The 24,162-nt window shown below is 42.5% G+C and carries 20 protein-coding genes and 1 other RNA gene; all 21 read left to right on the top strand.

Translation table 11 applies throughout. The features are described from left to right. The first annotated feature begins 392 nt into the window (after nucleotides 1–392). The 21 genes from pflB to LJE11_RS05380 all read left to right on the top strand — a co-directional run bounded on the left by pflB (nucleotide 393) and on the right by LJE11_RS05380 (nucleotide 24,077). Nucleotides 393–2,648 (top strand): formate C-acetyltransferase, encoded by a 2,256-nt coding sequence (gene pflB, locus LJE11_RS05480; RefSeq protein ID WP_020993932.1) that lies wholly within the window; start codon nucleotides 393–395, stop codon nucleotides 2,646–2,648. A gap of 18 nt (nucleotides 2,649–2,666) precedes the next feature. Beyond that, nucleotides 2,667–3,407, top strand: a complete 741-nt coding sequence (gene pflA / locus LJE11_RS05475; RefSeq protein ID WP_008703250.1) for a pyruvate formate-lyase-activating protein — start codon at nucleotides 2,667–2,669, stop codon at nucleotides 3,405–3,407. A gap of 461 nt (nucleotides 3,408–3,868) precedes the next feature. Next, entirely contained in the window at nucleotides 3,869–6,382 is a 2,514-nt protein-coding gene (locus tag LJE11_RS05470) for a methyltransferase domain-containing protein (protein WP_227295620.1), read from the top strand. A gap of 196 nt (nucleotides 6,383–6,578) precedes the next feature. Further along, nucleotides 6,579–7,415: a cell wall hydrolase gene (locus tag LJE11_RS05465; protein ID WP_020993931.1), complete on the top strand. Its 837-nt coding sequence runs from the start codon at nucleotides 6,579–6,581 to the stop codon at nucleotides 7,413–7,415. A 283-nt stretch (nucleotides 7,416–7,698) separates the two neighbouring features. Then, a complete protein-coding gene (gene thrC / locus LJE11_RS05460) occupies nucleotides 7,699–9,189 on the top strand; it encodes a threonine synthase (RefSeq protein ID WP_008703241.1) in 1,491 nt (496 codons plus the stop codon). Nucleotides 9,190–9,281: 92 nt separating this feature from the next. Next, a non-coding RNA gene (gene ssrS, locus LJE11_RS05455) (6S RNA) lies at nucleotides 9,282–9,463 on the top strand. 78 nt (nucleotides 9,464–9,541) lie between these two features. Next, entirely contained in the window at nucleotides 9,542–10,603 is a 1,062-nt protein-coding gene (locus LJE11_RS05450; RefSeq protein ID WP_008703239.1) for an aldose epimerase family protein, read from the top strand. Nucleotides 10,604–10,834: 231 nt separating this feature from the next. Further along, nucleotides 10,835–11,731 carry a YihY/virulence factor BrkB family protein gene (locus LJE11_RS05445; protein ID WP_008703238.1) on the top strand — a complete coding sequence of 299 codons (897 nt, stop codon included), beginning with the start codon at nucleotides 10,835–10,837 and terminating at the stop codon, nucleotides 11,729–11,731. Nucleotides 11,732–11,993: 262 nt separating this feature from the next. Then, a complete protein-coding gene (locus LJE11_RS05440) occupies nucleotides 11,994–12,872 on the top strand; it encodes an undecaprenyl-diphosphate phosphatase (RefSeq protein WP_020993930.1) in 879 nt (292 codons plus the stop codon). 42 nt (nucleotides 12,873–12,914) lie between these two features. Then, complete coding sequence (locus LJE11_RS05435; RefSeq protein WP_020993929.1) at nucleotides 12,915–15,614, top strand: FtsK/SpoIIIE family DNA translocase; 2,700 nt, start codon at nucleotides 12,915–12,917, stop codon at nucleotides 15,612–15,614. 13 nt (nucleotides 15,615–15,627) lie between these two features. Continuing rightward, nucleotides 15,628–16,719 (top strand): chitobiase/beta-hexosaminidase C-terminal domain-containing protein, encoded by a 1,092-nt coding sequence (locus LJE11_RS05430; RefSeq protein ID WP_008703235.1) that lies wholly within the window; start codon nucleotides 15,628–15,630, stop codon nucleotides 16,717–16,719. Between the two features lie 50 nt (nucleotides 16,720–16,769). Then, nucleotides 16,770–17,249 carry a 23S rRNA (pseudouridine(1915)-N(3))-methyltransferase RlmH gene (rlmH, locus tag LJE11_RS05425; RefSeq protein WP_008703233.1) on the top strand — a complete coding sequence of 160 codons (480 nt, stop codon included), beginning with the start codon at nucleotides 16,770–16,772 and terminating at the stop codon, nucleotides 17,247–17,249. A 38-nt stretch (nucleotides 17,250–17,287) separates the two neighbouring features. Beyond that, the gene (locus tag LJE11_RS05420; RefSeq protein WP_008703231.1) at nucleotides 17,288–17,824 is read left to right on the top strand and encodes a DUF2284 domain-containing protein; all 537 of its coding nucleotides are present in this window, start codon (nucleotides 17,288–17,290) and stop codon (nucleotides 17,822–17,824) included. 73 nt (nucleotides 17,825–17,897) lie between these two features. Next, nucleotides 17,898–18,182: a YabP/YqfC family sporulation protein gene (locus LJE11_RS05415; RefSeq protein WP_020993926.1), complete on the top strand. Its 285-nt coding sequence runs from the start codon at nucleotides 17,898–17,900 to the stop codon at nucleotides 18,180–18,182. After that, the gene (locus LJE11_RS05410; protein ID WP_008703228.1) at nucleotides 18,176–19,360 is read left to right on the top strand and encodes a sporulation protein YqfD; all 1,185 of its coding nucleotides are present in this window, start codon (nucleotides 18,176–18,178) and stop codon (nucleotides 19,358–19,360) included. Before LJE11_RS05415 ends, LJE11_RS05410 begins: the two co-directional genes overlap by 7 nt. A 140-nt stretch (nucleotides 19,361–19,500) precedes the next feature. Next, nucleotides 19,501–20,511, top strand: a complete 1,011-nt coding sequence (locus LJE11_RS05405; RefSeq protein ID WP_227295618.1) for a PhoH family protein — start codon at nucleotides 19,501–19,503, stop codon at nucleotides 20,509–20,511. Further along, nucleotides 20,508–21,002: an rRNA maturation RNase YbeY gene (gene ybeY, locus LJE11_RS05400; protein ID WP_022381407.1), complete on the top strand. Its 495-nt coding sequence runs from the start codon at nucleotides 20,508–20,510 to the stop codon at nucleotides 21,000–21,002. Before LJE11_RS05405 ends, ybeY begins: the two co-directional genes overlap by 4 nt. A gap of 103 nt (nucleotides 21,003–21,105) precedes the next feature. Next, entirely contained in the window at nucleotides 21,106–21,963 is an 858-nt protein-coding gene (gene proB / locus LJE11_RS05395) for a glutamate 5-kinase (RefSeq protein WP_022381406.1), read from the top strand. A 92-nt stretch (nucleotides 21,964–22,055) separates the two neighbouring features. Then, a complete protein-coding gene (locus tag LJE11_RS05390; protein WP_008703220.1) occupies nucleotides 22,056–22,277 on the top strand; it encodes a DUF896 domain-containing protein in 222 nt (73 codons plus the stop codon). Further along, entirely contained in the window at nucleotides 22,255–22,812 is a 558-nt protein-coding gene (locus LJE11_RS05385; RefSeq protein WP_008703219.1) for a 5-formyltetrahydrofolate cyclo-ligase, read from the top strand. The genes LJE11_RS05390 and LJE11_RS05385 overlap by 23 nt, the downstream gene beginning before the upstream one ends. 14 nt (nucleotides 22,813–22,826) lie before the next feature. Then, nucleotides 22,827–24,077, top strand: a complete 1,251-nt coding sequence (locus tag LJE11_RS05380) for a glutamate-5-semialdehyde dehydrogenase (RefSeq protein WP_195382508.1) — start codon at nucleotides 22,827–22,829, stop codon at nucleotides 24,075–24,077. Nucleotides 24,078–24,162 lie beyond the last annotated feature (85 nt).

The raw sequence follows: 24,162 nt of genomic DNA, 5'->3' as shown, positions 1-24,162 counted from the left end.
GCCCGATTCTTTTTTACTGTATTTTGGCTTCTGCAGGTCAGGCTAATATCCGCTTGGTAAGGAATAATATAGTTTACATAAAACATCAAAAATCAGATACCGGTCAGATTGTCCAGAGGACTTCCTGACCGGTATTTTTTTGTATTTATAAAAATACAAGAAAGTCTTAATGTACGCGATAAAGTACAATAAAGAAGCAAACTCCGATGAAAAGCTATCAGAATTGTATTTAATTAAAATCATAAAGGAAATTAATTGACATAACACTCATGTTTACGTATACTGACAGCGTGGACAGAAAAGTGTCCTAAATAAGTACAATTTACATTTTATTATCTCACTCCAGGCCAGTGAGAAATGCGCGGAAATATTTTAGAGAAAGAGGTAAAAGAATGAAAAATTTCGAACAGTGGAATGGCTTTAAGGGCAACCGTTGGAAAGAAAAAATCGATGTACGTAACTTTATTGGAATGAACTATACACCATATGACGGTGATGCTTCTTTCCTGGAAGGACCTACAGAAGCTACAAACAAACTGTGGGGCAAGCTCCAGGCACTTCAGAAAGAAGAACGTGCCAAAGGCGGAGTTCTTGATATGGAGACAGAGGTAGTTACATCTCTGACAGCATATGGTCCCGGATATATTGATGAAGAAACAAAAGACCTTGAAAAAGTTGTTGGTCTTCAGACAGATAAACCTCTGAAACGTGCTTTCATGCCATACGGCGGTATCAAAATGGCAGAGCAGGCTTGTGAAACTTACGGATATAAAGTAAGTGACAAGATTAAAGATGTTTTCCACAACTATGAATTTAAAACTCACAACCAGGGTGTATTTGATATCTACACACCTGAGATGAAAGTAGCACGTCACAACAAGATCCTTACAGGTCTTCCGGATACTTACGGACGTGGACGTATCGTTGGCGACTACAGACGTGTGGCTCTGTACGGAATCGACGCTCTGATCGAAGGAAAACAGAAAGACTTCGCAGCATGCGACCGTCAGGGTATGAGACGTTATGACTTCCAGCTTCGTGAAGAGATCGCTGATCAGATCCGTGCTCTGAAAGGCATGAAAGTTATGGCTGAATCTTATGGATATGATATCTCCAAACCGGCCAAAGATGCAAGAGAAGCTTTCCAGTGGCTGTACTTCGGATATCTTGCAGCCATCAAAACTCAGAACGGTGCTGCAATGAGTGTCGGACGTATTTCTACATTCCTTGATATTTATATTGAAAGAGATCTTCAGAACGGAACTCTTACAGAGAAAGAAGCTCAGGAGCTTGTTGACCACATGGTAATGAAATTCCGTATGGTTAAATTTGCACGTATCCCTTCTTACAATCAGTTATTCTCCGGTGACCCGGTATGGGCAACTCTGGAAGTAGCAGGTATGGGACAGGACGGACGTTCCATGGTAACAAAGAACGACTATCGTTTCCTGCACACACTGGAAGATATGGGACCGGCTCCGGAACCAAACCTTACAGTACTTTATTCTTCAAGACTGCCTGAGAACTTCAAGAAATATGCTGCAAATATTTCTGTTACAACAAGTTCTGTTCAGTATGAGAATGATGATGTTATGCGTCCGGTATGGGGCGATGACTACAGCATCTGCTGCTGTGTATCTGCTACAGAGACAGGTAAAGAGATGCAGTTCTTCGGCGCTCGTGCAAACCTTGCAAAATGCCTTCTTTATGCGATCAACGGCGGTGTTGATGAGAAGACAAAACAGCAGGTAGGACCAAACTATCAGCCGATCACTTCTGAATATCTTGACTATGATGAAGTAATTGCAAAATATGACAAAATGATGGACTGGCTGGCTCATCTGTATGTCGGAACACTGAACATGATCCACTACATGCATGACAAATACTACTACGAAGCAGCAGAGATGGCTCTGATCGATACAAAGGTTGAGCGTTCTTTCGCAACAGGTATCGCAGGATTCTCTCATGTAGTAGACTCCCTGTCCGCTATCAAATATGCAAAAGTTAAAGCTATCCGTGATGAAGACGGTATTACAACAGATTTCCAGGTTGAGGGTGACTTCCCACGTTATGGTAATGATGATGACAGAGCAGACGAGATTGCAACAACTCTTCTGTCTACATTCCTTGAGAAACTGAAACACATCCATACTTACCGTGATTCCAAGCCAACCACATCTATCCTTACTATTACTTCCAACGTTGTTTATGGTAAGGCTACGGGATCTCTTCCGGATGGAAGAAAAGCAGGTGAACCTCTTGCACCTGGCGCAAACCCATCTTACGGTGCAGAGCAGAACGGTCTTCTTGCTTCCCTGAACTCTGTTGCCAAGCTTGACTATGAAGATGCTCTTGACGGTATCTCCAATACTCAGACAATCAATCCTGATGCTCTGGGACACAGTGATGACGAGCGTTCAGAGAATCTGGTACATGTACTTGACGGATACTTTGATCAGGGTGCTCATCACCTCAATGTAAACGTATTTGGTAAAGAGAAACTGATCGACGCTATGGAACATCCGGAAAAAGAAGAGTATGCAAACTTCACAATCCGTGTATCCGGATATGCTGTTAAGTTCATCGACCTTACAAGAGAGCAGCAGTTAGACGTTATTGCCAGAACCTGCCACGACAGAATGTAATTAATGGATGATGATATAATGGATAATAAACAGATAAAAGGCTATGTTCATTCTTTAGAAAGCTTCGGGTCCGTTGACGGACCCGGAGTAAGATATGTGATTTTTTTAAGCGGCTGTGCCATGAGATGTCAGTTCTGTCATAATCCGGATACCTGGAAGATGAAGCAGGGAGAGCTTTATACGGCAGATGAGCTTCTTAAGAAAGCTTTACGTTATAAGGGCTACTGGGGCAGCAAAGGCGGTATCACTGTAAGCGGTGGTGAGCCATTGCTTCAGATGGATTTTCTTACAGAATTTTTTAAGAAGGCAAAGGCAGAGGGTGTGCATACGAATCTTGATACCAGTGGAAATCCCTTCACTGATCAGGAACCATGGCATTCCGGGTGGCTGGAGCTTATGAAGTATACAGATCTTGTAATGCTTGATATCAAGCAGATTGACGAGCAGGAGCATATTAAGCTTACCGGTCATTCCAATAAGAATATTCTTGCGATGGCGCGGGAACTTTCTGATATGAAAAAACCTGTATGGATCCGTCATGTGCTTGTGCCGGGCGGAAGTGATAAGGATGAATATCTGCACCGGTTAGCTGATTTTATCCATACTCTTTCCAATGTGGAGAGAGTGGAGGTGCTCCCTTATCATACGCTTGGTAAGTTTAAATGGGAGAATCTGGGGCTTTCTTATCCACTGGAGGGGGTTAATCCTCCGACGCAGGAAAGGATTGATAATGCCCGGAAGATTCTTGGAGCTATCTGAGTAAAAATATATAGCTGTCATATCCTCTTTTTGGGGGTATGGCAGCTTTGTTTTTGGTTTAAAAAGGGGACGCGAAGCAGGCGTATAGTTGTACCGGATACGGTTTCGGCATCTAAGAGATTCTAAGCCCTCGAAAATCCGCTAAAAGCATGAGACGAAAAATCCGGAATTACTCGCTGTCGCTCAGACAAGGGACTTTTCGTCTCATAACGCAGATTTCCGAGGACTAAGAATCTCTAAGATGCCTGCAATGCATCCGGTACAACTATACGCCTGCTTCGCTGGTTTTGGTTAAGATATAATACAAGGTGGAGTGTGAATTATAAGAAGGACTTTGTTTATATAAAAATGAATTGAGACGTGAAATATATCCCCCGGGAGGGCTTGTTGGGGGGAGGGTGGATTTGATATAATTTTGGTCATATATGATTATAAATTGCATGCATGGAGGTTGGCATAAGGTGAAGGATTTATTATCGGAGATTGAGAGTTACTGGACTACCCGGGCTGAGGGGTATTCTGAAGTTAATCATAAGGAATTGAATGGGATGCAGAAGGGGGCATGGCTTGAGGTGTTGAAAGGGCAGTTCCCGGAGAAAGCGAAGGATGAAATTAAGATTTTGGATATCGGAACAGGACCTGGATTTTTTCCTGTTATTCTGGCTGAGGCGGGATATAAGGTGACTGCTGTTGATTATACGCAGGAGATGTTGGATACTGCGAAGAGGAATGCCGGTAATCTTTGTGAGCGGATTTCTTTTTATAAGATGGATGCTCAGAATCTGGAATTTGAGGATGGTGTGTTTGATGTTGTGATCAGCAGGAATCTGACATGGAATCTGAAGGATCCTAAGAGAGCTTATGAAGAGTGGTGTCGTGTACTGAAACTGGGCGGAAAGCTTCTTAATTTCGATGCAAACTGGTACGGTTATCTTTATGATGAGGAGAAACGCCTGTCTTATGAGGAAGACCGAAAGAGTGTGGAGAGTGAGCATCTGGATGATCATTACCTCTGTACGGATATTGACAGAATGGAGAAGATTGCACTACAGATGCCTCTTTCTTCTATTAACAGACCGTCCTGGGACAGGAAGTTTCTGAAGGAGAACGGGTTTGAATCTGTGGCAGTGGATACCGGGATCTGGCAGCGGGTGTGGAGTCAGGAAGAGAAGCTGAATTATCATTCTACGCCGATGTTTATGATCAGCGCTGTGAAGGAAGAGAAAAACGTCTGGTCCGAGAATGATGGAATGGGTGATTCTGATAGCGGATATGACAGGAAAAGAGATTTGGAGGATGCCATGCTGTGTGCTGCTCCGGGTATGAAAAAGAGTGGATTTCTGAGACTGGGCGGAGGTGAGTTTTCGCTTCCTTATACAGTAATCTGCGGTTCTCATCCCGGAAAGACAGTTCTGATCACCGCTGCGGTCCATGGAGGAGAATATGTGGGAATCCAGGCTGCTGTTGAGCTTGCGGATAAGCTGAAACCGGAGAAAATCCATGGAAGAGTGATTTTGGTTAAGACTGTGTGCAGGAAGGAATTTGAGGAGAGGAGCGGCAGTGTCTGCCCGGAGGATGATAAGAATCTGAATCGTGTATTTCCGGGAAATCCGCAGGGAACCAGGATGGACCGTCTGGCGTATGAGGTGGTTCAGAAGCTTCACAGTGCAGCAGATTATTATATTGATCTTCACAGCGGGGATGATTATGAGCAGCTTACGCCTTATATTTACTATGCCGGATGTGCAGATGAAGATGTGGTTCAGATGTCAAGGAAGATGGCAGAGCAGGCAGATGTTCCCTATATGGTAAAGTCTAATGTGGCATCCGGTGGTTCTTACAATTATGCTGCCGCATGTGGCATTCCCAGTGTTCTGATCGAACGTGGCCAGATGGGAAGCTGGAGTCCGGAGGAGGTTCATTCTACAAGAAAAGATGTGCGTAATATTCTGTGTGCGCTGGGTGTTTACGATGGCATGAGAAGTTACAGTAATTATTATCCCATGGAAATTGAAGATGTGCGTTATCAGTCTGCCAGTGTATCCGGGCTGTGGTATCCTGCCAAAAAACCGGGAGATATCATTAAGGTTGGAGAGTATCTTGGCTGTGTTAAGGATTATGAGGGAAATATTCTGGAGACAAGTTTATCCGATTTAAATGGAGTGGTTCTATATCAGGCGGGAAGTCTTCAGGTTATTAAGGATGGTCCGATGATCACATATGGCAGTTTCAGCAGAAGAAAGGATGAACGCAAGGAAAAGATCACAAATTACTGGACGAAAAGAAGCGACAGTTTTATGGAACAGAGAAGAGCTGAGCTTCACAGTGATATGGCTGATAAATGGCTGAAAGAGATCGGGACTTTTCTTCCTGATGGAAAATTAAGGATTCTGGATGTGGGATGCGGTGCAGGCTTCTTTTCCATTCTTTTAGCAAAACTGGGACATGAAGTTACAGGAATCGATCTGACACCGGATATGATCATTCATTCCAGGGAACTGGCAAAAGAAGAGAACGCCTCCTGTACGTTTGAAGTAATGGATGCGGAAAATCCGGATTTTCCTGATGGTACCTTTGATGTGATCGTGTCCAGAAATCTTACCTGGACACTTCCGGATGCAGCAAGAGCATATAAAGAATGGATTCGTGTGCTGAAAACGGGAGGAATCCTGATCAACGCAGATGCCAATTATGGTGCAGATGATTTCTCAGATACTGCTGATCTGCCTGCCAATCATGCTCATTTTACAGTAGGCGATGCCATGATGCAGGAATGCGAGGAAATTAAACGCCAGCTTCCTATCAGTTCCTATGTACGCCCTGCCTGGGATCTGGAGACACTGGGAAAACTGGGTATCAACAGATTCTCCATTGATCTGGGTATCAGCAGCAGAATTTATACAAAGAAAGATGAGTTTTATAATCCAACCCCTATGTTCCTGATCTGCGGCGAAAAAAATAAATGTAATAATTGAGAAAAATGAAGCATATATTAAAGGGAGATTTCATTGATGGAGCCTTCCTTTTTTTCTTTTTTGCAAGCTAAAATGTTACAAAAATATGAAAAAAAGCTTGACAAAATCAATTATATTAAATATAATTTTCTTATAAGTTACAGAAATGTTACAACCATAAAAACCTGTAATTAAAAAAACTCAAGGAATGATAAGTATGAAAGTTCAGAAAAAAGAGTCAAAACAGTCCGGCAATCCGGCGCGGAGTCTGATACTGGTTACAGTGTGTACCTGTACGGCGATTGCGTTTGCAGCAGGCGGCAGAATAGCAGATTTTAATGGAAAAAACAAAGTATATGCAGCTTCTGAAAATAGGGAGAAAACTTTTTCCTCTGATGCTGACGAAACAGATGTACTGCCAACAGGAATTGCAGGAGTAGTATCCGGAATGAATGATACAGCTTCTCCTAAAAAATCAGTCACACGTATCGGAACTTCCTGTGAACAGGTAATGGTCGGTCAGAGAATTAAAGTTATTGAAGATAATATGGCAGAATTTGATGTCAGCTCTTCTATGGAGAGCAGCATCAATGAGTTGGATGCAAGGACAGCGGCTCTTGCAGAGAGTGCCCGGATGATGTCGGATGAGGACTATGATACATTGCTTCATATTGTAGAGGCTGAAGCAGGTACTGAGGATGTCAAGGGACGCATTCTGGTTGCCAATGTGATCATGAACCGTATAAAGAATAAGGAATTTCCCGATACAGTCACAGAAGTGGTATGGCAGAATACCAATGGTGTTCCGCAGTTTTCGCCGACTTATGACGGACGTATCAATGAAGTAACTGTTACAGATGAGACAAGAGAAGCCGTCAGACAAGCTCTTGAAGGTGTGGATTATTCAGAAGGAGCACTGTTTTTTATCCAGAAATCTGAAGCTGAAAGCCAGAATGTCTCCTGGTTTGAGAAAGATCTGAAAAGGCTGTTTAAATACGGCGTACATGAATTTTATACCTATCCGGATTCAGCAGAAAGTTCCACAGGATCGTAATAAACGATACTCTTCATATAACTCATTTAACAGGATTGCGGTAATACTGCTCAAAATATGGACATATTCTTCGGGAACAAAAGAATATGTCCATATTTTTGATTTATAGTAATCAATCATAAAAAGACAGAAAAAAGAGAAATAATTTAGGATAGTATTTTGCTAAAGTATATGCTATAATGTGCTCAATTGGCGAAATGAATAACTGTAACTGTTCAGCGGTTTATTATTACTGCCAATATACTGAACAGTTACGAATAACTTTGGAAAGGCAGGAAATATCATGCAGGTATTATACAAAAGCACAAGAGGAAAAGAAGAAACCGTAACAGCTTCTATGGCTATTTTAAAGGGGCTTTCTGAGGATGGCGGCTTATTTGTGCCGACAGAGATTCCGAAGCTGGATGTCCCAATGGATGAGCTGGCAAAGATGAGCTATCAGGAGACAGCATATGAAGTAATGAAATGTTTCCTTACTGATTTTACAGAAGAAGAATTAAAGAACTGCATCAACAATGCCTATGATGAAAAATTTGATACAAAAGAAATTGCACCGCTTCATGAAGCAGACGGAGCTTATTTCCTTGAGCTGTATCATGGTGCGACCATTGCGTTTAAGGATATGGCATTATCAATTCTTCCACATCTTATGACTACAGCTGCTAAGAAGAATCAGGTAAAAAATGAGATTGTTATTCTTACCGCTACTTCCGGAGATACAGGTAAAGCGGCAATGGCCGGATTTGCAGATGTTCCGGGAACCAAGATCATCGTTTTCTATCCGAAACATGGTGTAAGTCCTATCCAGGAGAAACAGATGGTAACTCAGAAAGGCAACAATACATATGTTGTGGGAATTACCGGAAACTTTGACGATGCACAGACTGCCGTAAAGAAAATGTTCAATGATAAGGAACTGGAAGCAGAACTTGATGCTGCAGGATATCAGTTCTCATCTGCGAACTCTATCAATATCGGACGTCTGGTACCGCAGATCGTTTATTATGTATATGCATATGCATCACTTGTACGTCAGAGCAAGATCAAAGACGGTCAGGAGATTAATGTGGTAGTACCTACCGGAAACTTTGGAAATATCCTGGCTGCTTATTATGCAAAACAGATGGGACTTCCGGTTCACAAACTTATCTGTGCCTCCAATGATAACAAGGTTCTGTATGATTTCTTCCGCACAGGAACTTATGACAGAAAGCGTGACTTTATCCTTACAACCTCACCGTCCATGGATATTCTGATCTCCAGCAATCTGGAACGTCTGATCTACCGTATCGCAGGCGGTGATGCAAAAAAATGTGCAGAGCTGATGCAGTCTCTTACTGCAGGCGGCGAGTATACCATCACAGAAGACATGAAGGCACAGCTTGCAGACTTCTATGGCAATTACTGTACAGAAGACGAAACAGCAAAAACAATCGCAGAAATCTTCAAAGACAGTCATTATGTGATAGATACCCATACTGCAGTTGCAGCAGGTGTTTATGACAAATATGTAAAAGATACCAATGATACCACACCAACTGTCATTGCATCCACAGCAAGCCCATATAAATTTACAAGAAGTGTAATGGAAGCACTTGGAGCAGATACAGACGGTAAGGATGATTTTGCACTGGCTGATGAACTGAGTGCGCTTTCCGGAGTGAAACTTCCACAGGCAGTTGAGACGATCCGCACAGCACCGGTACTTCATAACCGGGTGGTAGATGCGCCGGATATGCCAAAGGCAGTAAAAGATATCCTTGGAATCCGATAATCTCCATATTATAAAAAAATATAATTAATTCTACATTTTATGTTGAAAAAGAACATATACTGGAGTATAATAAAAATCAGTTAAAAACAGTGAATATCCTGAAATGTACGAGGCCCCTTCTTTTTTTGAACCTACATCGACTTTAACGGGAACCCAACATCGCAGGCCGGATGTCAGGCCGTCATTATGCAGCGGAAGACAGAAGGTCTGTTGAGGATACCCACCTAGCTGCGGCTAGGCGTCAATGGGAAGGGAACGGCATTTCGGGAACTGTAAAAATGAGCCGTAGAGAGGCTCTTTTTTATTATCTTTTGGATTTAATATTATTTTATGATACGGGAGGTTGGAAACAATGAGTGTTTCTGAAAGAAAGTTCGGTGTATTACAGACTGGGGAAACAGTAAAAATTTTTCATCTGGAAAACAAATCCGGGGCATATGCGGAAGTGACAGATTTTGGAGCAATCCTGGTTAAGGTCTGCGTACCTGATAAAGATGGTACTTTAACAGACGTAGTACTTGGATATGATGATCTGGCATCTTATGAAGTAAATGGATGCTTTTTCGGTTCAACCATCGGCAGAAACGGAAACCGCATCGGCGGTGCGAAATTCTCTGTCAATGGCAAAGAAGTAGTTCTTGCTCAGAATGAGAATGACAATAATCTTCACAGCGGTCCTGACGGATTTGAAAAAAAGCTCTGGAAAGTGGCTGAGATTTCCGATGATAAAAACAGTGTTATATTTAACCGTATAAGTCCGGATGGCGAGAATGGTTTCCCGGGAGAATTTGATGTGTCTGTAAAATATGAGTTTACGGAAGACAACGAACTGAGGATCCATTATCAGGGAATCTGCGATGAGCCGACAGTTGCCAATATGACAAATCATTCTTATTTCAATCTGAATGGTGAGGGAAGCGGAACCGCCATGGATCAGTATCTTACAATCCATGCAAAATATTATACACCTGTAGCCGACAGTCATTCCATTCCTACAGGAGTGTATGAGGAAGTTGCAGGGACTCCCATGGATTTCAGAACTGCCAAACAGATCGGGCAGGATATTGAAGCAGAATTTGAGCAGCTGAAATTCACAGGCGGATATGACCACAATTATGTGACAGACAACTATGCAAAAGGAAACAGAAGACTGATCGCAACCGCATACAGTGATAAAACCGGAATTGCCATGGATGTCACTTCCGACTGTCCATGTGTACAGTTTTACGCAGCAAATTTTGTCGAAAATGAACATGGTAAAAATGGTCATACTTACAATAAGCGGGATGCTTTCTGTCTGGAAACGCAGGTTGAACCGAATGCGGTCAATGTTGAAGATTTCCACTCCCCGATTCTTAATGCAGGTGAACAGTATGATTCTGTGACTGCTTATCATTTCTACATCAGAAAGTAAAAATCTGACCATAAAACTAATTACATATTGATCCGGTTTTTTTCATATCTACAGCGTTCCAGCATGAAAAGAACCGGATTTTATTATCCATAATTCATGTTTGTCATAACGGCAGTTTCATGGTATGATAGTAAACAGAGATATTCGAAACAGTTATCTTTATAATTACAGCAATCACCATAAATGCATTATCAGAAATGACTGCTGTAAAATAACAGAATGGAGACATATATGAAAAAGAAAAATAAAACCCGGTCTGTTACAGGGCTTTTATTCGGGTTTATGGAACGTGTATCCGGAGATCACGTAGGAGCTTATGCGACACAGGCAGCGTATTTTCTGATCATGTCTTTTATTCCCTGTATTCTGTTTCTGACTACACTGGTACGGTATACACCTCTGACCTATAATGTAGTCAGGGATGCGATCGTTGCTTTTATTCCGGAGAATCTGCAGAGTTTTGTTCTGGGGATCGTGGTAGATGTATACAAAAGAAGTACTGCAATTGTCCCTTTGTCAGCAATTGTGGCACTGTGGTCTGCCGGAAAAGGAATGCAGTCTATCATCAATGGATTAAATACCATTTATCACGTAAAAGAAACCCGTAACTGGCTGTTAACCAGAATTTATGCAGTATTCTATACTTTATCACTGGTGATTGCGGTAATCGTGTCTCTGCTTATGCTTGTACTCGGAAATGAAATACAGAAAGTTGTATCAAGATATATTCCTTTTCTTGGAAGAGTTCTGGGAAAAATACTGGGGGCAAGAGCACTGTTGGTATTTGGTGTGTTGTTTCTGGTTTTTCTTATGTTGTATAAGGTTCTTCCGAACAGAAAAGCCACATTCAAAAGCCAGATTCCCGGAGCCTTGATCATAGCAGTTGCATGGTCGATATTTTCATACGGATTCTCTTTTTATTTTGAGATTTTTCCGGGATTCAGTAATATGTACGGAAACCTTGCGACGATCATCATGGTCATGGTGTGGTTGTATATCTGTATGAATCTTCTGTTATACGGTGCAGAGATCAATGCTTATTTTGAAAAAGAATTCCGGATTGCACATAAATCGGTACAGGAACTGCTGGCACATGAGAAAGAAAAAAAGCAGCAGGAAAATGAATGAATTTTGGCTGTTACTGTTCACTGGTAATATCCCGCGAGGTGTTTTTTGTGAGCGAAGGTCACAGAAAACCCGAGACATACTGCGCGAATTTATGCGATTAGCATAAATTCTGTGCATCGCGAAGCGTGTTGCTGGGAACGGAGTGAACAGTAACTTTTGGCTACGTTGTGAACATGACAGTCAGGGGGCTTTTTATTGTAAAGCCTTTCTGAGTGTGCTATAATAAACCATAATTTTGGAGAAACAAAAAGGAATCAGTTCTATGATCGTTGTATATTTGATATTTTTGGCTGTCATTCAGGCTGTGACGGAATTTCTTCCTGTCAGCAGCCTGGGACATTTATGCATATTGGAACAATATATGGGAATCGGCCACGAAACCGGATTGCTGTCAGAAACGATGCTCCATCTTGGAAGTGCGGCAGCAATTATATTTTTGTTCCGCAAAGATTTAAAAAAAATCGGACTGGGACTTCTGGGGATGTTTATGGATATGATCGGTAATCTGAATCTATATATCCATAACAAGAAGACAGGGGAAAGTTTGGGCTATGCCAGAATAGTCACCGGAACATATCGGAAAACAGGTGCACTTCTTGTGATTTCCATGATCCCAACAGCACTTCTGGGACTTACAGGAAAACGGCTGGCTCTTCTGGCCGCAGACTCTCAGATTGTTCCGGGAATCGGATTTTTACTTACAGGCGTATTTCTTCTGGTAACAGATCTGAATAAATCCGGTGGAAAAAAGGGACCGAGAGAGGCTTCTTATGACAGCGCCATGTGGATTGGAATTTGTCAGGGGATTGCTGTCTTTCCGGGGATTTCCAGAATGGGATTTACATTATGTGCTGCACTGTTATGCGGATATAACCGCAAATTTGCGGTTCGTTTTTCTGTTTTTATGAGTCTGCCTGCTATCATAGGTGCTTTTTTTACGGAAATCGGAAATTTTGGTGCTTCTGAAATGACGGCAGGACTTGGGTTTACCTATGTATTTGCAATGATCATCGCCGGTTTTGCGGGATGTCTTGTTATCCGAAATACAATAGCCATGACTCAGAATATAAAATTACGCTATTTTGCATATTATTCATTTATAGTCGGTATTATTACACTGGCATTAAATTTTGCCCTGTAAAGGGAAGATATTTACGAGAAGATCAAGGAGGGGAGCCTTAGAATGGCAGCATCAAAGAGTAAGAATACCGGGCATTCGGGAAGAAATACAAAAAAGAAGACAGCAATGGAACAGGAAGTCGGCAGATTTCAGACAGAAATCATATTATTTGTGATTTTGGCCGCATGTGTGATCCTGATGGCAAGCAATTTTGGAGCAGGTGGTTTTGTAGGAGATGCGATCAGTAATTTCTGTTTCGGTCTGATGGGACTGATGGCATATCTGTTTCCAATCGTATTTTTCCTTGAATCAGCATTTATTCTGATCAATAAAACAAACCGGCTGGCATATAAGAAACTTGCAGCGGCGTTTGTGATGTTTCTGTTTCTGTGTGGGGCAGCGCAGCTTCTCACAGACGGATATATGCAGAGTACAACTTTGCTGGATTATTATGCTTTAAGCGCAGATTATAAAACAGGCGGTGGTCTGATCGGAGGAGCGATCTGTATTTCTGTCACATCTGCTTTTGGAACTATCGGCGGATATGTGATCATTATACTAGCATTTGTTGTATGTATGATCATTATCACACAGCGCTCTCTGCTCGATTTTGTAACGCGGCTGGTTATGAAGGTGTGTGATTTTGTAAAAGACAGACATATGCGCTATATGCAGGGGCAGCCTGAACGTGAGCGATATAGAGAAGAACGTGCCAGAGAACGTCAGCTTATAAGAGAACAGCGGCGTGAAGAAAGAGTCTGCAGACTGGAGGAAGAAATTGGCGATGATGAATTTTCAGATGATGACTTTCTCATGGATCCTTCGGAAGCAAAAAAAATGAAAAAAGGCGGCTTTCTGGAAGGAACCAAGCTGGCAGGCTATTCTGAACAGAAGCCAAAGAAAAAGGGGAAACTTCTGAAAAAAGCAGCAGATACAGATAAAGCAGCAGCAGAAACAGTCGAAGCTGCGGAGGATACCGAGAACACAGGGATTAAATCCTCTGATGATGCGGATAATAAACCATACATCGATGCTCCGATGAATTTTGAGATTCACAGAGCGGATACATCCCCGGATACATACGAGGCAGATAATGAATCACAACAGCAGGAAGACCTTCCATTTGAAGATGCTGTCACTGACCGGAAGAAATCTGTGGTTTCAGAACCGGAGGAAGATCTGCCCCCTTTTCAGGATGAGGAGGCAGTGCGGCCGCCTTCGAAAAACCCCAAATCTTCTGAAAAGGAGATACAGAGCGGAATTGTAAACATTCAGCATGAGATCACCCGACAGGAAGCAGCCGTAAAAAAAGAATATAAATTTCCAGCCTTAAATCTGCTGAAGAAAGGAAGCAGCAAAGCTCAGGGGGATTCTGATGCCTATCTGCGTAAGACTGCAAAAAAACTCCAGGAAGTACTTCACAATTTCGGCGTGAACGTGACTGTCACTAATGTGAGCTGCGGACCAACAGTTACCCGTTATGAACTTCAGCCCGAGATGGGAGTGAAGGTCAGCAAAATTGTAGGTCTTGCAGATGACATCAAACTGAATCTTGCCACTCCTGATATCCGTATTGAAGCACCGATCCCGGGCAAAGCAGCAGTGGGCATTGAGGTTCCCAATAAAGAGAACAGTACGGTTATGCTCAGAGATCTGCTCCAGTCAGAAGAATTTCAGAAGGCAAAATCCAAACTTTCTTTTGCAGTAGGAAAGGATATTGCAGGTAAGACTGTAGTTGCGGATATTGCCAAAATGCCACATCTTCTCATCGCAGGTGCAACCGGTTCAGGTAAATCAGTATGTATCAATACACTTATCATCAGTATCCTGTACAAGGCAAATCCGGATGAAGTAAAGCTTATCATGATCGATCCTAAAGTAGTAGAGCTCAGTGTGTATAACGGAATTCCACATTTGTTTATTCCGGTTGTGACAGATCCGAAGAAAGCAGCAGGCGCATTAAACTGGGCAGTACAGGAGATGACAAACCGTTACAATACATTTGCGGAGTACGGTGTCCGTAATCTGGATGAATATAATAGAAAAGCAGAGCAGATCAAGGCGGCAGGAGCTGAAGAAGAACCTGTGAAAATGCCGCAGATCGTGATCATCGTGGATGAGCTTGCAGACCTTATGATGGTTGCGCCCGGAGAGGTGGAGGATGCTATCTGTCGCCTGGCCCAGCTTGCACGTGCGGCGGGTATCCATCTGATCATTGCCACACAGAGGCCGTCTGTAAATGTTATCACCGGTCTGATCAAGGCGAATATGCCTTCCAGAATTGCTTTCTCTGTATCTTCCGGTGTGGATTCCAGGACAATTCTGGATATGAACGGAGCCGAGAAGCTTCTTGGAAAAGGTGATATGCTCTTTTATCCTCAGGGATATCAGAAGCCTGCAAGACTTCAGGGTGCATTTGTATCTGATGATGAGGTAAGTGCTGTGGTTGAATTTCTTGCAGATAAAAATCCGGGTGTCCAGTATAACCAACAGATCGAGCAGCAGGTAAATTCTCCTGTAACAACAGGTATGTCCGGAGATGAAAGGGACATCCATTTTGAAGAAGCAGGTAAGTTTATCATAGAGAAAGAGAAAGCTTCTATTGGTATGCTGCAGAGAATGTTTAAGATTGGTTTCAACAGAGCGGCAAGAATCATGGATCAGCTCTGCGACGCAGGTGTAGTGGGACCGGAAGAGGGAACAAAACCGAGAAAAGTTCTTATGTCTATGGAGGAGTTTCAGAATTATCTGGAAAATCAGTAAGTGAGGACTGTCTATGAAATGTCCTAAATGTCATAAAGAGGTGGAAAAAGGCTCTCTGTACTGCCCCTACTGCCTTGCGGAGATACCCTGGGTAAGAGAATTTAGCACAGTGGAAACTCTGATGAAAAAGGAGCAGCAGAACCGCCCATCCGAAAAAAAACAGAAAACAAAAATTATAAAATATTTCAAGCATCCAAAAAGAAGAAAGCTGAAATTCAGCAGAAAACAGCTTCTATGTCTGCTTCTGTGTGCGGCAACACTACTGGGGGTCTTTTGTTATCGGCAGTTAAATACTTTTTCTGCCTTATATTCCAGGGCAAAAAAACAATATGCACAGCAAAACTATGAAGAAGCACAGCGGATTGCAGAAAATGCTCTGGATAAAAATCCCAAAAATGAAGCCGCCAATCTTCTTCTGGCCAAAAGTATGGAGAAATCAGGCGATAAACGATCTGCACTTCTTGTTTTGCGCCCGTTTATCCAGAACAAAACTGCGGGAACAGGAATATATAAAGAGTATGTGAAGCTTCTTACACAGGAGGGAAAGACCAACGAAGTCAGACTGATCCTGAAATCTGCTGACAGAGAAGTGCAGAATGCCTGCGCAGAATATATCTGCGAAACACCTGTATCAAATCCTGCACCCGGAACCTATACTACAACGCAGACTCTGAAACTGGAAGGTAACTGCCAAAAGATTTATTACACATTAGATGGAAGCACACCTACCAGAAAGAGTAAAGTATATACAGAACCTATTATTCTGAGGGAAGGCACAACTGAATTAAAAGCCTTTGGTGTAAATGATAAAAACATCGAAAGTGATGTGATCAGCAGAAAGTATGTGATTGTTTTAAATGCACCGAAAGCCCCTAAGGTAACACCTAAATCAGGGGATTACAATAAAAAAACAGAGATTAAGATCACTGTTCCGGATGGATGTAAGGCATATTATGCATTTGATTCTGAACCGGATCTTAACAGTACTGTTTATGAACAGCCAATCTCCATGCCTGTGGGTTACCATAGGCTGAATGTTATTCTTGTTGCAGCAAATGGCAAGACCAGTAAAATGACTGCTATGGAATATTATCTGCAGTACTAAAAATACTGTGATTTTATCGCTGATTTTATTAAAATAGAAGGAAGAAGATCATGGAAATCCGTATTGTTACAGTTGGAAAGATCAAAGAAAAATATCTGTGTGACGGAATCGCAGAATATGCCAAACGGCTGAGCAGATACTGCAGGCTGACTTTCTGTCAGGTAGCAGATGAAAAAACACCGGATAAAGCGTCAGAAGCACTGAACACACAGATTAAAAATACAGAAGGCGAACGTCTGATGAAACATATACGCGAACAGGATTATGTTATCGCACTGGCAATTGATGGAAAAACGCCGGATTCTGTAGAACTCTCTCAAAAAATTGAGAAACTGGGAGTTTCCGGTATCAGTTCCATTGCATTTGTGATCGGAGGTTCCTTAGGACTGAGTGAGAGCGTTCTGAAACGTGCAGATTATAAGCTCAGCTTTTCCAGAATGACTTTTCCGCATCAGCTGATGCAGATGATCCTTTTGGAACAGATATACAGAAGCTACCGCATTATGAATCACGAACCCTATCATAAATGAACGAATGTACCAACAAGTCCAAAAGAAAGAAGAAAACTATGAACATAGAAAAATTTGAAGAATTTATTTCACAGTACCCGATTTTTGAATACCGCATACTGGACACAAAAGATATTACAATTCAGGAACGCGTGCGCACGATCTGCCAAGAAGAATGCGAACGTTATGATTCTACCTGGGCCTGTCCCCCCGCAGTAGGAACCCTGCAGGAATGTGAAAAAAAAATAAAAAGTTATCCTCAGGCTGTTTTCTTTTCCAGTGTAGCGGAAGTTTCGGATATCATGAACATGGAAGAAATGCTTTCTACAAGACGGGCACACGAGGACCTGACTACAGAGGTGGGAAAATATCTGAATACAGAAGGGTATGAAACTTACATCCTGTCTACAGAATCCTGTGATATCTGTGAAAAATGTGCCTATAAAGAGGGAAAACCATGCAGATATCCTGATCGGATGCATCCATGTCTGGAAAGTCATGGTGTAGTAGTAAATGAGATTGTAGAGCGTGAATCTATGGAATATAATCTGGGTGGAAATACAATTCTGTGGTTTTCTATGGTTTTGTTTCGATGATTGCTGCTGAAACGTGTTTTAAAGAAAGTTCTTCCGGCATAGACTGATAGTAAAAGCCGGGGGAGCTTTTTTTATGAAAAAAGCAGGACAATGGAAAAACCGGATGGTGCTGGCATTAGAACTTCCGCCTGATCTGGCATATAATGAAACGATCGTCACACTGACCGGTCAGACGGAAGCTGTTATCGAAAATTATAAATCTGTTTTTAAATATACACCTTCTGAAATTGTGATACAGTCTTTTTGCGGAAAAGTGACCATATCCGGGAAAAATCTTGAAATCCGCTGGTACAATTCCAGTGCAATGAAAGTGACGGGAAGTATTTATGATATAAAAGCGGGTGACAGCGAATGTTGAAATTTTTGAAATTAATATATGGTTATGTGATCATCCTTGTAAGAGGAGAAAATCTGGAACGCTTTCTGAATCTCTGCAAAAGCAGAAAAGTTTATATGGAAAAGATTCGGTACAGAGAGGACGGCCAGCTTATGGCACAAATGCAGGCCGCTGATTTCTTTCGCCTGAGACCTCTCCGGAATAAAACAGGTGTACATATTCAGATCATACAGAGACGGGGAATGCCCTTCTTTTTTTTAAGGAATAAAAAAAGAAAGGCTTTTTTTACAGGCATGATTCTGGGAGGTATCCTGATATTTTTTTTGACAGGGAGAATCTGGAATATCCATATTGAAGGAAATGTCAGAAACAGTACCGGAGAAATCCTCGATTTTCTGGATAAGCAGGATATAAACCATGGGATGTCCAAAAAAAAGATCAACTGTTCAGAAGTTGCAGCAGCTGTACGGAAAAATTTTCCGGAGATTACCTGGGTATCTGCCAGAATAGAAGGAACCCGTCTGATTCTTAATATCCAGGAAGGAATTATCCCCCCAAAAATCAACAGTAATACCTCACCCTGTAATCTGCTCGCAGACAAGGACGGAGTGATCACAGATATGATCGTCCGAAGGGGCATACCGGTAAAAAAGCCCGGGGATTCCTGCAAAAAAGGGGAACTTCTGGTATCCGGGGAACTTCATATCATGAATGACAGTCAGGAAGTCCTGCGAAAGGAATACGTTCATGCAGATGCGGATATTTTTATTTCCAGACAAATTTCCTATTATCAGGAATTTCCATTAAAATACCGTACAGAAATCCCTGCCGGCAAAAAGAAAAAAGAAATGTACTTCCGGTTTGGGCACTGGTATCTGGGATTGTATCCGACATTACATACAGGTCAGAAACGTATCACAGAGGAAATTCCTCTGCGTATCACAGAAAATTTTATACTTCCCGTATGGATCGGATGGACCGAAACTACTGATTATACAATAAAAGAAGAAACCTATACCAGGAAAGAAGCCGAGAAGGAAGCTGTGCGAAGATTTCATCAATATGAAAAGAAGCTGCTTCAAAATGGCATTAAGATCAGTGAAAATCATATTACTACCAGGCTGACAGAATCTCTGTGCATTACCGGAGGAACCCTGCTTATCATCGAACAGACAGGCGAAAAAAGCCGGATAACATAAAATTCCATAAAAATTTGTATTTAAAAAGTTGCAGGGAGGTGTTACAATGGATGCATCTGGTTTTAACCGGACTTTGATTATCGTCCATAAACGAGGCAATAATCCATTATTAACTTATCAACAGGAAAGGACATCACAGGATGGCTGGCAATATTATTGAATTACACACAGAAGTCCCCGCAGAACTGGAAGCAAATGTATTTGGCCAGTTTGATGAGCATCTTAAGCTGATTGAGAGAACACTGAATGTGACAGTGATCTCCAGAGACGGAATCCTTAAGATACTTGGCAATGAACAGAATGCGGCTTCTGCGAAGAAACTGATAGAAGAACTGACAGTACTTGCAAAAAGAGGCAACACGATCACGAAACAGAATGTCAATTATGCTCTTTCTCTGGCAATGGAGCAGAGAAACGAAGTTCTCACAGAAATAGACAAAGATTTTATCTGTAACACCATACAGGGCAGACCTATCAAGCCCAAAACACTGGGACAGAAAGATTATGTAGAACAGATACGCAAAAAAATAATCGTGTTCGGTGTAGGTCCTGCCGGTACCGGCAAAACCTATCTGGCGATGGCAATGGCTGTCACAGCCTTCCGAAATGAGGAGGTCAGCAGGATCATCCTGACACGTCCCGCTATTGAGGCCGGTGAGAAGCTGGGATTTCTTCCGGGAGATCTGCAGAGCAAGGTAGATCCTTATCTGAGACCACTCTATGATGCACTGTACCAGATCATGGGAGCGGACAGCTTTGCGAAAAATATGGAGCGCGGCCTGATCGAGGTTGCACCGCTTGCATATATGCGCGGACGTACACTGGATAATGCATTTATCATTCTCGATGAAGCACAGAATACTACTCCGGCACAGATGAAGATGTTCCTGACACGTATCGGATTTGGTTCCAAGGTTATCATCACCGGAGATGCCTCACAGAAAGATCTTCCAAGAGATACTACATCCGGACTTGACGTGGCAATGAAAGTACTGAAAAAAATAGATGACATTGGCTTCTGCCAGCTTACCAGCAAGGATGTTGTCCGTCATCCTCTGGTACAGCAGATCGTACAGGCTTATGATGCCTATGAGAAGAAACAAAAACCTGAAAGACCGGCAAGACGCAGAAACGGGGTAAATGAACGATGAACATGCAGATTGATTATGAGACAGAGCGTGAACTGGGGATCGACTATGAGACACTGGCAGTAAAGGTAGCTGACAAGGTTCTTGAAATGGAAAAATGTCCCTATGATGCACAGGTGAATCTTGTACTTACAGATAACGAAGAGATTGAGAGAGTTAATACTGAGTTTCGCGATATCGCAAGACCTACGGATGTTTTATCCTTCCCTATGATTCCTTTTGAGACACCGGCAGGATATGATATTGTGGAGGAAGATGAATCTTACTTTGATCTGGATACAGACGAACTTCTTCTTGGAGATATCATGATCTCAGTTGACAAGGTATTTGCGCAGGCAGAGGAATACGGACACAGTGTGACAAGAGAATTCTGTTTTCTGGTTGCACACAGTATGCTGCATCTGCTGGGATATGACCATATGACTCCCGGGGAAGCGGCAGTCATGGAGGCAAAACAGGCGAAAGCCCTGGAGGAGCTTGGGATTACACGCTGATCTTCAAATTCTGTTATTGCAGGCAATTTCTGATGGATTTTGTCTCGTAACTGTAAAGACACTGAACAGTTACAAAAATATATTTATATGGAGTAACAAAAAGATGAATTACCGGGAACGACTTAAAGATAAAAAACGTATTGTAATTAAGATCGGTTCTTCTTCCCTGACTCATTCGGAGACAGGAAGACTGAACCTTCGCAAACTGGAAGTGCTGGCAAGAGAGCTCAGTGACCTTCGCAATCAGGGAAAAGATGTCATACTGGTTTCTTCAGGAGCTATAGCAACAGGTGTGGCAGCTCTTGGAATGCATGAGAAACCCACAGAACTGAAAGGAAAACAGGCATGTGCAGCAGTAGGACAGGCCAGACTGATGATGATTTATCAGAAACTTTTTTCTGAATATAATCAGCTTTCCGCTCAGATCCTTATGACCAAAAATACTATGGTTAATAATGTTAACCGAAAGAATGCTCAGAATACTTTCGATGAACTGCTCAGCCTGGGAGTGATTCCCATTGTAAACGAGAATGACTCCATTTCCACCTATGAGCTTCAGAATCTGGAGAAATTCGGAGATAATGATACATTGTCTGCAATGGTTGCTGCACTTGTACGGGCAGATCTGCTGATCCTGTTATCAGATATTGATGGTCTTTTTACAGATGATCCCAATACTAATCCTGATGCAAAATTCATTGATGTGGTAGAAAATCTGGATGATAATCTGCTTAACATGGGAAAAGGTACTTCTGGAAGTAAGGTAGGAACCGGCGGAATGGCTACTAAGCTGACAGCAGCACAGATCGCTTCTGCAGCAGGCGTAGATATGGTAATCGCAAACGGAGCCGATTTCCATATTATCCATAAGATCACAGAGGGCCGCAAGTACGGTACGCTGTTTGTAAGCCAGTCCAAAAAAGAAGTTTATCTGATCGATATTATTGACAGACTGTTATAATACCGGAAATTTACCGGTGCCAAATGACATTCACAGAGTAAATGGCAGTGTTTACAGACAGACTGCCGCAGACAAAAACAGGAGGAAGAACTATGGAAGTTGAGAAAATCGACCGCATTAATGCACTTGCACATAAAGCCAAAAGTGTGGGGCTTACTGAAGAAGAGAAAAAAGAAAGAGAACTGCTGCGCAAGGAATATATTGCATCTGTCCGCATGAACCTTCGCGCTCAGCTGGACAATGTGGATGTTCAGCAGGAAGACGGAACAATCATTAATCTGGGTGAAAAATATGGAATCAAAAAAAGACATTAGAAAGAAGATTTTCGCAGAAAGAAAGCTGCACACAGATGAACAGATAGAGGCAATGAGCCGCACGATCACTGACAAAGTGACCGCACTTCCTGCATTTAAGAATGCGGACCGCATTCTGGTATATGCAGATTACAACCATGAAGTTGTCACAGAGTATCTTATAAAAGAAGCATGGAAGGCCGGCAAGGAGGTTGCAGTTCCCAAGGTTGTGGGAAAGGATATGGTATTTTATAAGCTGACAGACTTTGCCCGGCTGGAACCCGGATATTTTGGGATTCCTGAGCCTGTATCGGGGGAGATCGTCAACTGGTCAAAGGCTCTTATGATCATGCCGGGAGTGGCTTTTGACAGAGCAAACCACAGAGTCGGATACGGCGGTGGCTTCTATGACCGTTATCTTGAGAAACATCCGCAGCTTGAAAGAGTTGCCATTGCATTTTCTTTTCAGATGTTGCCGGAGGTTCCCACAGAACCTACTGATATCTGTCCGCAGATCATAGTAACAGAAGAGGAGATATGCTATCTTACTGACTGAAAGGGGAACTGAACATGAATGAAATGCTGAACCGCCTTGGCATGAATGCGAAGGCAGCTGAAACAGAAATGAGAAATCTTTCTACAAACAAAAAGAATGAAGTACTTCTTGCAGTAGCAGACAAACTGGTAAAGGATGCACAGGCTCTGATCAATGCCAACAGGCTGGATGTGGAAACTGGAAAAAGGAATCATATGCCTGAGGGGCTGATCGACAGGCTTCTTCTCACAGAGAGCAGGATTGAAGGAATGGCAGAGGGCCTGCGCCAGGTATCAGCCCTGGATGATCCTGTCGGGGAAGTAACCGGGATGAAAAAACGCCCAAACGGACTGCTGATCGGGCAGAAGAGAGTACCTCTTGGCGTGATCGGAATTATCTATGAAGCAAGACCGAATGTAACTGCGGATGCATTTGCACTCTGCTTTAAGACCGGTAATGTAGTAATCCTGAAGGGTGGAAGTGATGCGATCCATTCCAACGAGGCCATTGTAAACTGTATCAGGGAAACTTTGAATGAACAGGGCGTGACAGAGGATGCGATTCAGCTGATTTCTGATACATCCAGAGAGACAGCAGCAGAATTCATGAAGATGAACCAGTATGTGGATGTACTCATCCCGCGAGGCGGCAGAGGCCTGATCAAAGCCGTAGTGGAGCAGAGCACCATCCCTGTGATTGAGACCGGTACTGGAAACTGCCATATTTATGTGGATGAAACCGCAGACCTTGAGATGGCAGCAGACATTATCATGAATGCCAAGATTCAGAGAGTAGGCGTCTGCAATGCCTGCGAATCTGTTCTTGTACATAAAGATGTAAAGGATGCCCTGCTTCCAGTCCTTGCAAAGCGTCTGCAGGAGAAACATGTGGAGATCCGCGCAGATGAAGCGGCTTATGCGTTGATCCCGGGAGCTGTACACGCAACAGAAGAAGACTGGGGCAAAGAATATCTGGATTATATTCTTTCTATTAAAGTGGTTTCTTCTGTGGAAGAGGCGATTGCTCACATCAATAAATATAATACAAAACATTCAGAGGCAATTATTACCAATAATTATGAACATGCACAGAAGTTTCTGGATGAGGTGGATGCTGCGGCAGTTTATGTCAATGCCTCCACACGTTTTACAGATGGATTTGAATTCGGTTTCGGGGCAGAGATCGGTATCAGCACACAGAAGCTTCATGCGAGGGGACCTATGGGACTTCTGGCTCTGACCACAACGAAATATATCATCTATGGAAACGGACAGGTACGCCCATAGACAGCACATTGATTTTTTCTGAGGGATGTGCTATACTTCAATTCAGATTTGGGATTACTGACTGCTTCGTGGGGAATAAGAAATC

The sequence above is a fragment of the Blautia sp. DFI.1.216 genome, assembly GCF_020594215.1.
Classification (GTDB): Bacteria; Bacillota; Clostridia; order Lachnospirales; family Lachnospiraceae; genus Blautia_A; species Blautia_A wexlerae.
The sequence above is the reverse complement of the archived record's forward strand: the minus strand, read 5'-3'. Positions and strand labels throughout refer to the sequence as shown.

Bases quoted from the DNA above. Each gene is read 5' to 3' on its own strand.
- pflB (WP_020993932.1), top strand. From the start codon at position 393: ATGAAAAATTTCGAACAGTGGAATGGCTTTAAGGGCAACCGTTGGAAA.
- pflA (WP_008703250.1), top strand. From the start codon at position 2,667: ATGGATAATAAACAGATAAAAGGCTATGTTCATTCTTTAGAAAGCTTC.
- LJE11_RS05465 (WP_020993931.1), top strand. From the start codon at position 6,579: ATGAAAGTTCAGAAAAAAGAGTCAAAACAGTCCGGCAATCCGGCGCGG.
- thrC (WP_008703241.1), top strand. From the start codon at position 7,699: ATGCAGGTATTATACAAAAGCACAAGAGGAAAAGAAGAAACCGTAACA.
- LJE11_RS05450 (WP_008703239.1), top strand. From the start codon at position 9,542: ATGAGTGTTTCTGAAAGAAAGTTCGGTGTATTACAGACTGGGGAAACA.
- LJE11_RS05445 (WP_008703238.1), top strand. From the start codon at position 10,835: ATGAAAAAGAAAAATAAAACCCGGTCTGTTACAGGGCTTTTATTCGGG.
- LJE11_RS05440 (WP_020993930.1), top strand. From the start codon at position 11,994: ATGATCGTTGTATATTTGATATTTTTGGCTGTCATTCAGGCTGTGACG.
- LJE11_RS05435 (WP_020993929.1), top strand. From the start codon at position 12,915: ATGGCAGCATCAAAGAGTAAGAATACCGGGCATTCGGGAAGAAATACA.
- LJE11_RS05430 (WP_008703235.1), top strand. From the start codon at position 15,628: ATGAAATGTCCTAAATGTCATAAAGAGGTGGAAAAAGGCTCTCTGTAC.
- rlmH (WP_008703233.1), top strand. From the start codon at position 16,770: ATGGAAATCCGTATTGTTACAGTTGGAAAGATCAAAGAAAAATATCTG.
- LJE11_RS05420 (WP_008703231.1), top strand. From the start codon at position 17,288: ATGAACATAGAAAAATTTGAAGAATTTATTTCACAGTACCCGATTTTT.
- LJE11_RS05415 (WP_020993926.1), top strand. From the start codon at position 17,898: ATGAAAAAAGCAGGACAATGGAAAAACCGGATGGTGCTGGCATTAGAA.
- LJE11_RS05410 (WP_008703228.1), top strand. From the start codon at position 18,176: ATGTTGAAATTTTTGAAATTAATATATGGTTATGTGATCATCCTTGTA.
- LJE11_RS05405 (WP_227295618.1), top strand. From the start codon at position 19,501: ATGGCTGGCAATATTATTGAATTACACACAGAAGTCCCCGCAGAACTG.
- ybeY (WP_022381407.1), top strand. From the start codon at position 20,508: ATGAACATGCAGATTGATTATGAGACAGAGCGTGAACTGGGGATCGAC.
- proB (WP_022381406.1), top strand. From the start codon at position 21,106: ATGAATTACCGGGAACGACTTAAAGATAAAAAACGTATTGTAATTAAG.
- LJE11_RS05390 (WP_008703220.1), top strand. From the start codon at position 22,056: ATGGAAGTTGAGAAAATCGACCGCATTAATGCACTTGCACATAAAGCC.
- LJE11_RS05385 (WP_008703219.1), top strand. From the start codon at position 22,255: ATGGAATCAAAAAAAGACATTAGAAAGAAGATTTTCGCAGAAAGAAAG.
- LJE11_RS05380 (WP_195382508.1), top strand. From the start codon at position 22,827: ATGAATGAAATGCTGAACCGCCTTGGCATGAATGCGAAGGCAGCTGAA.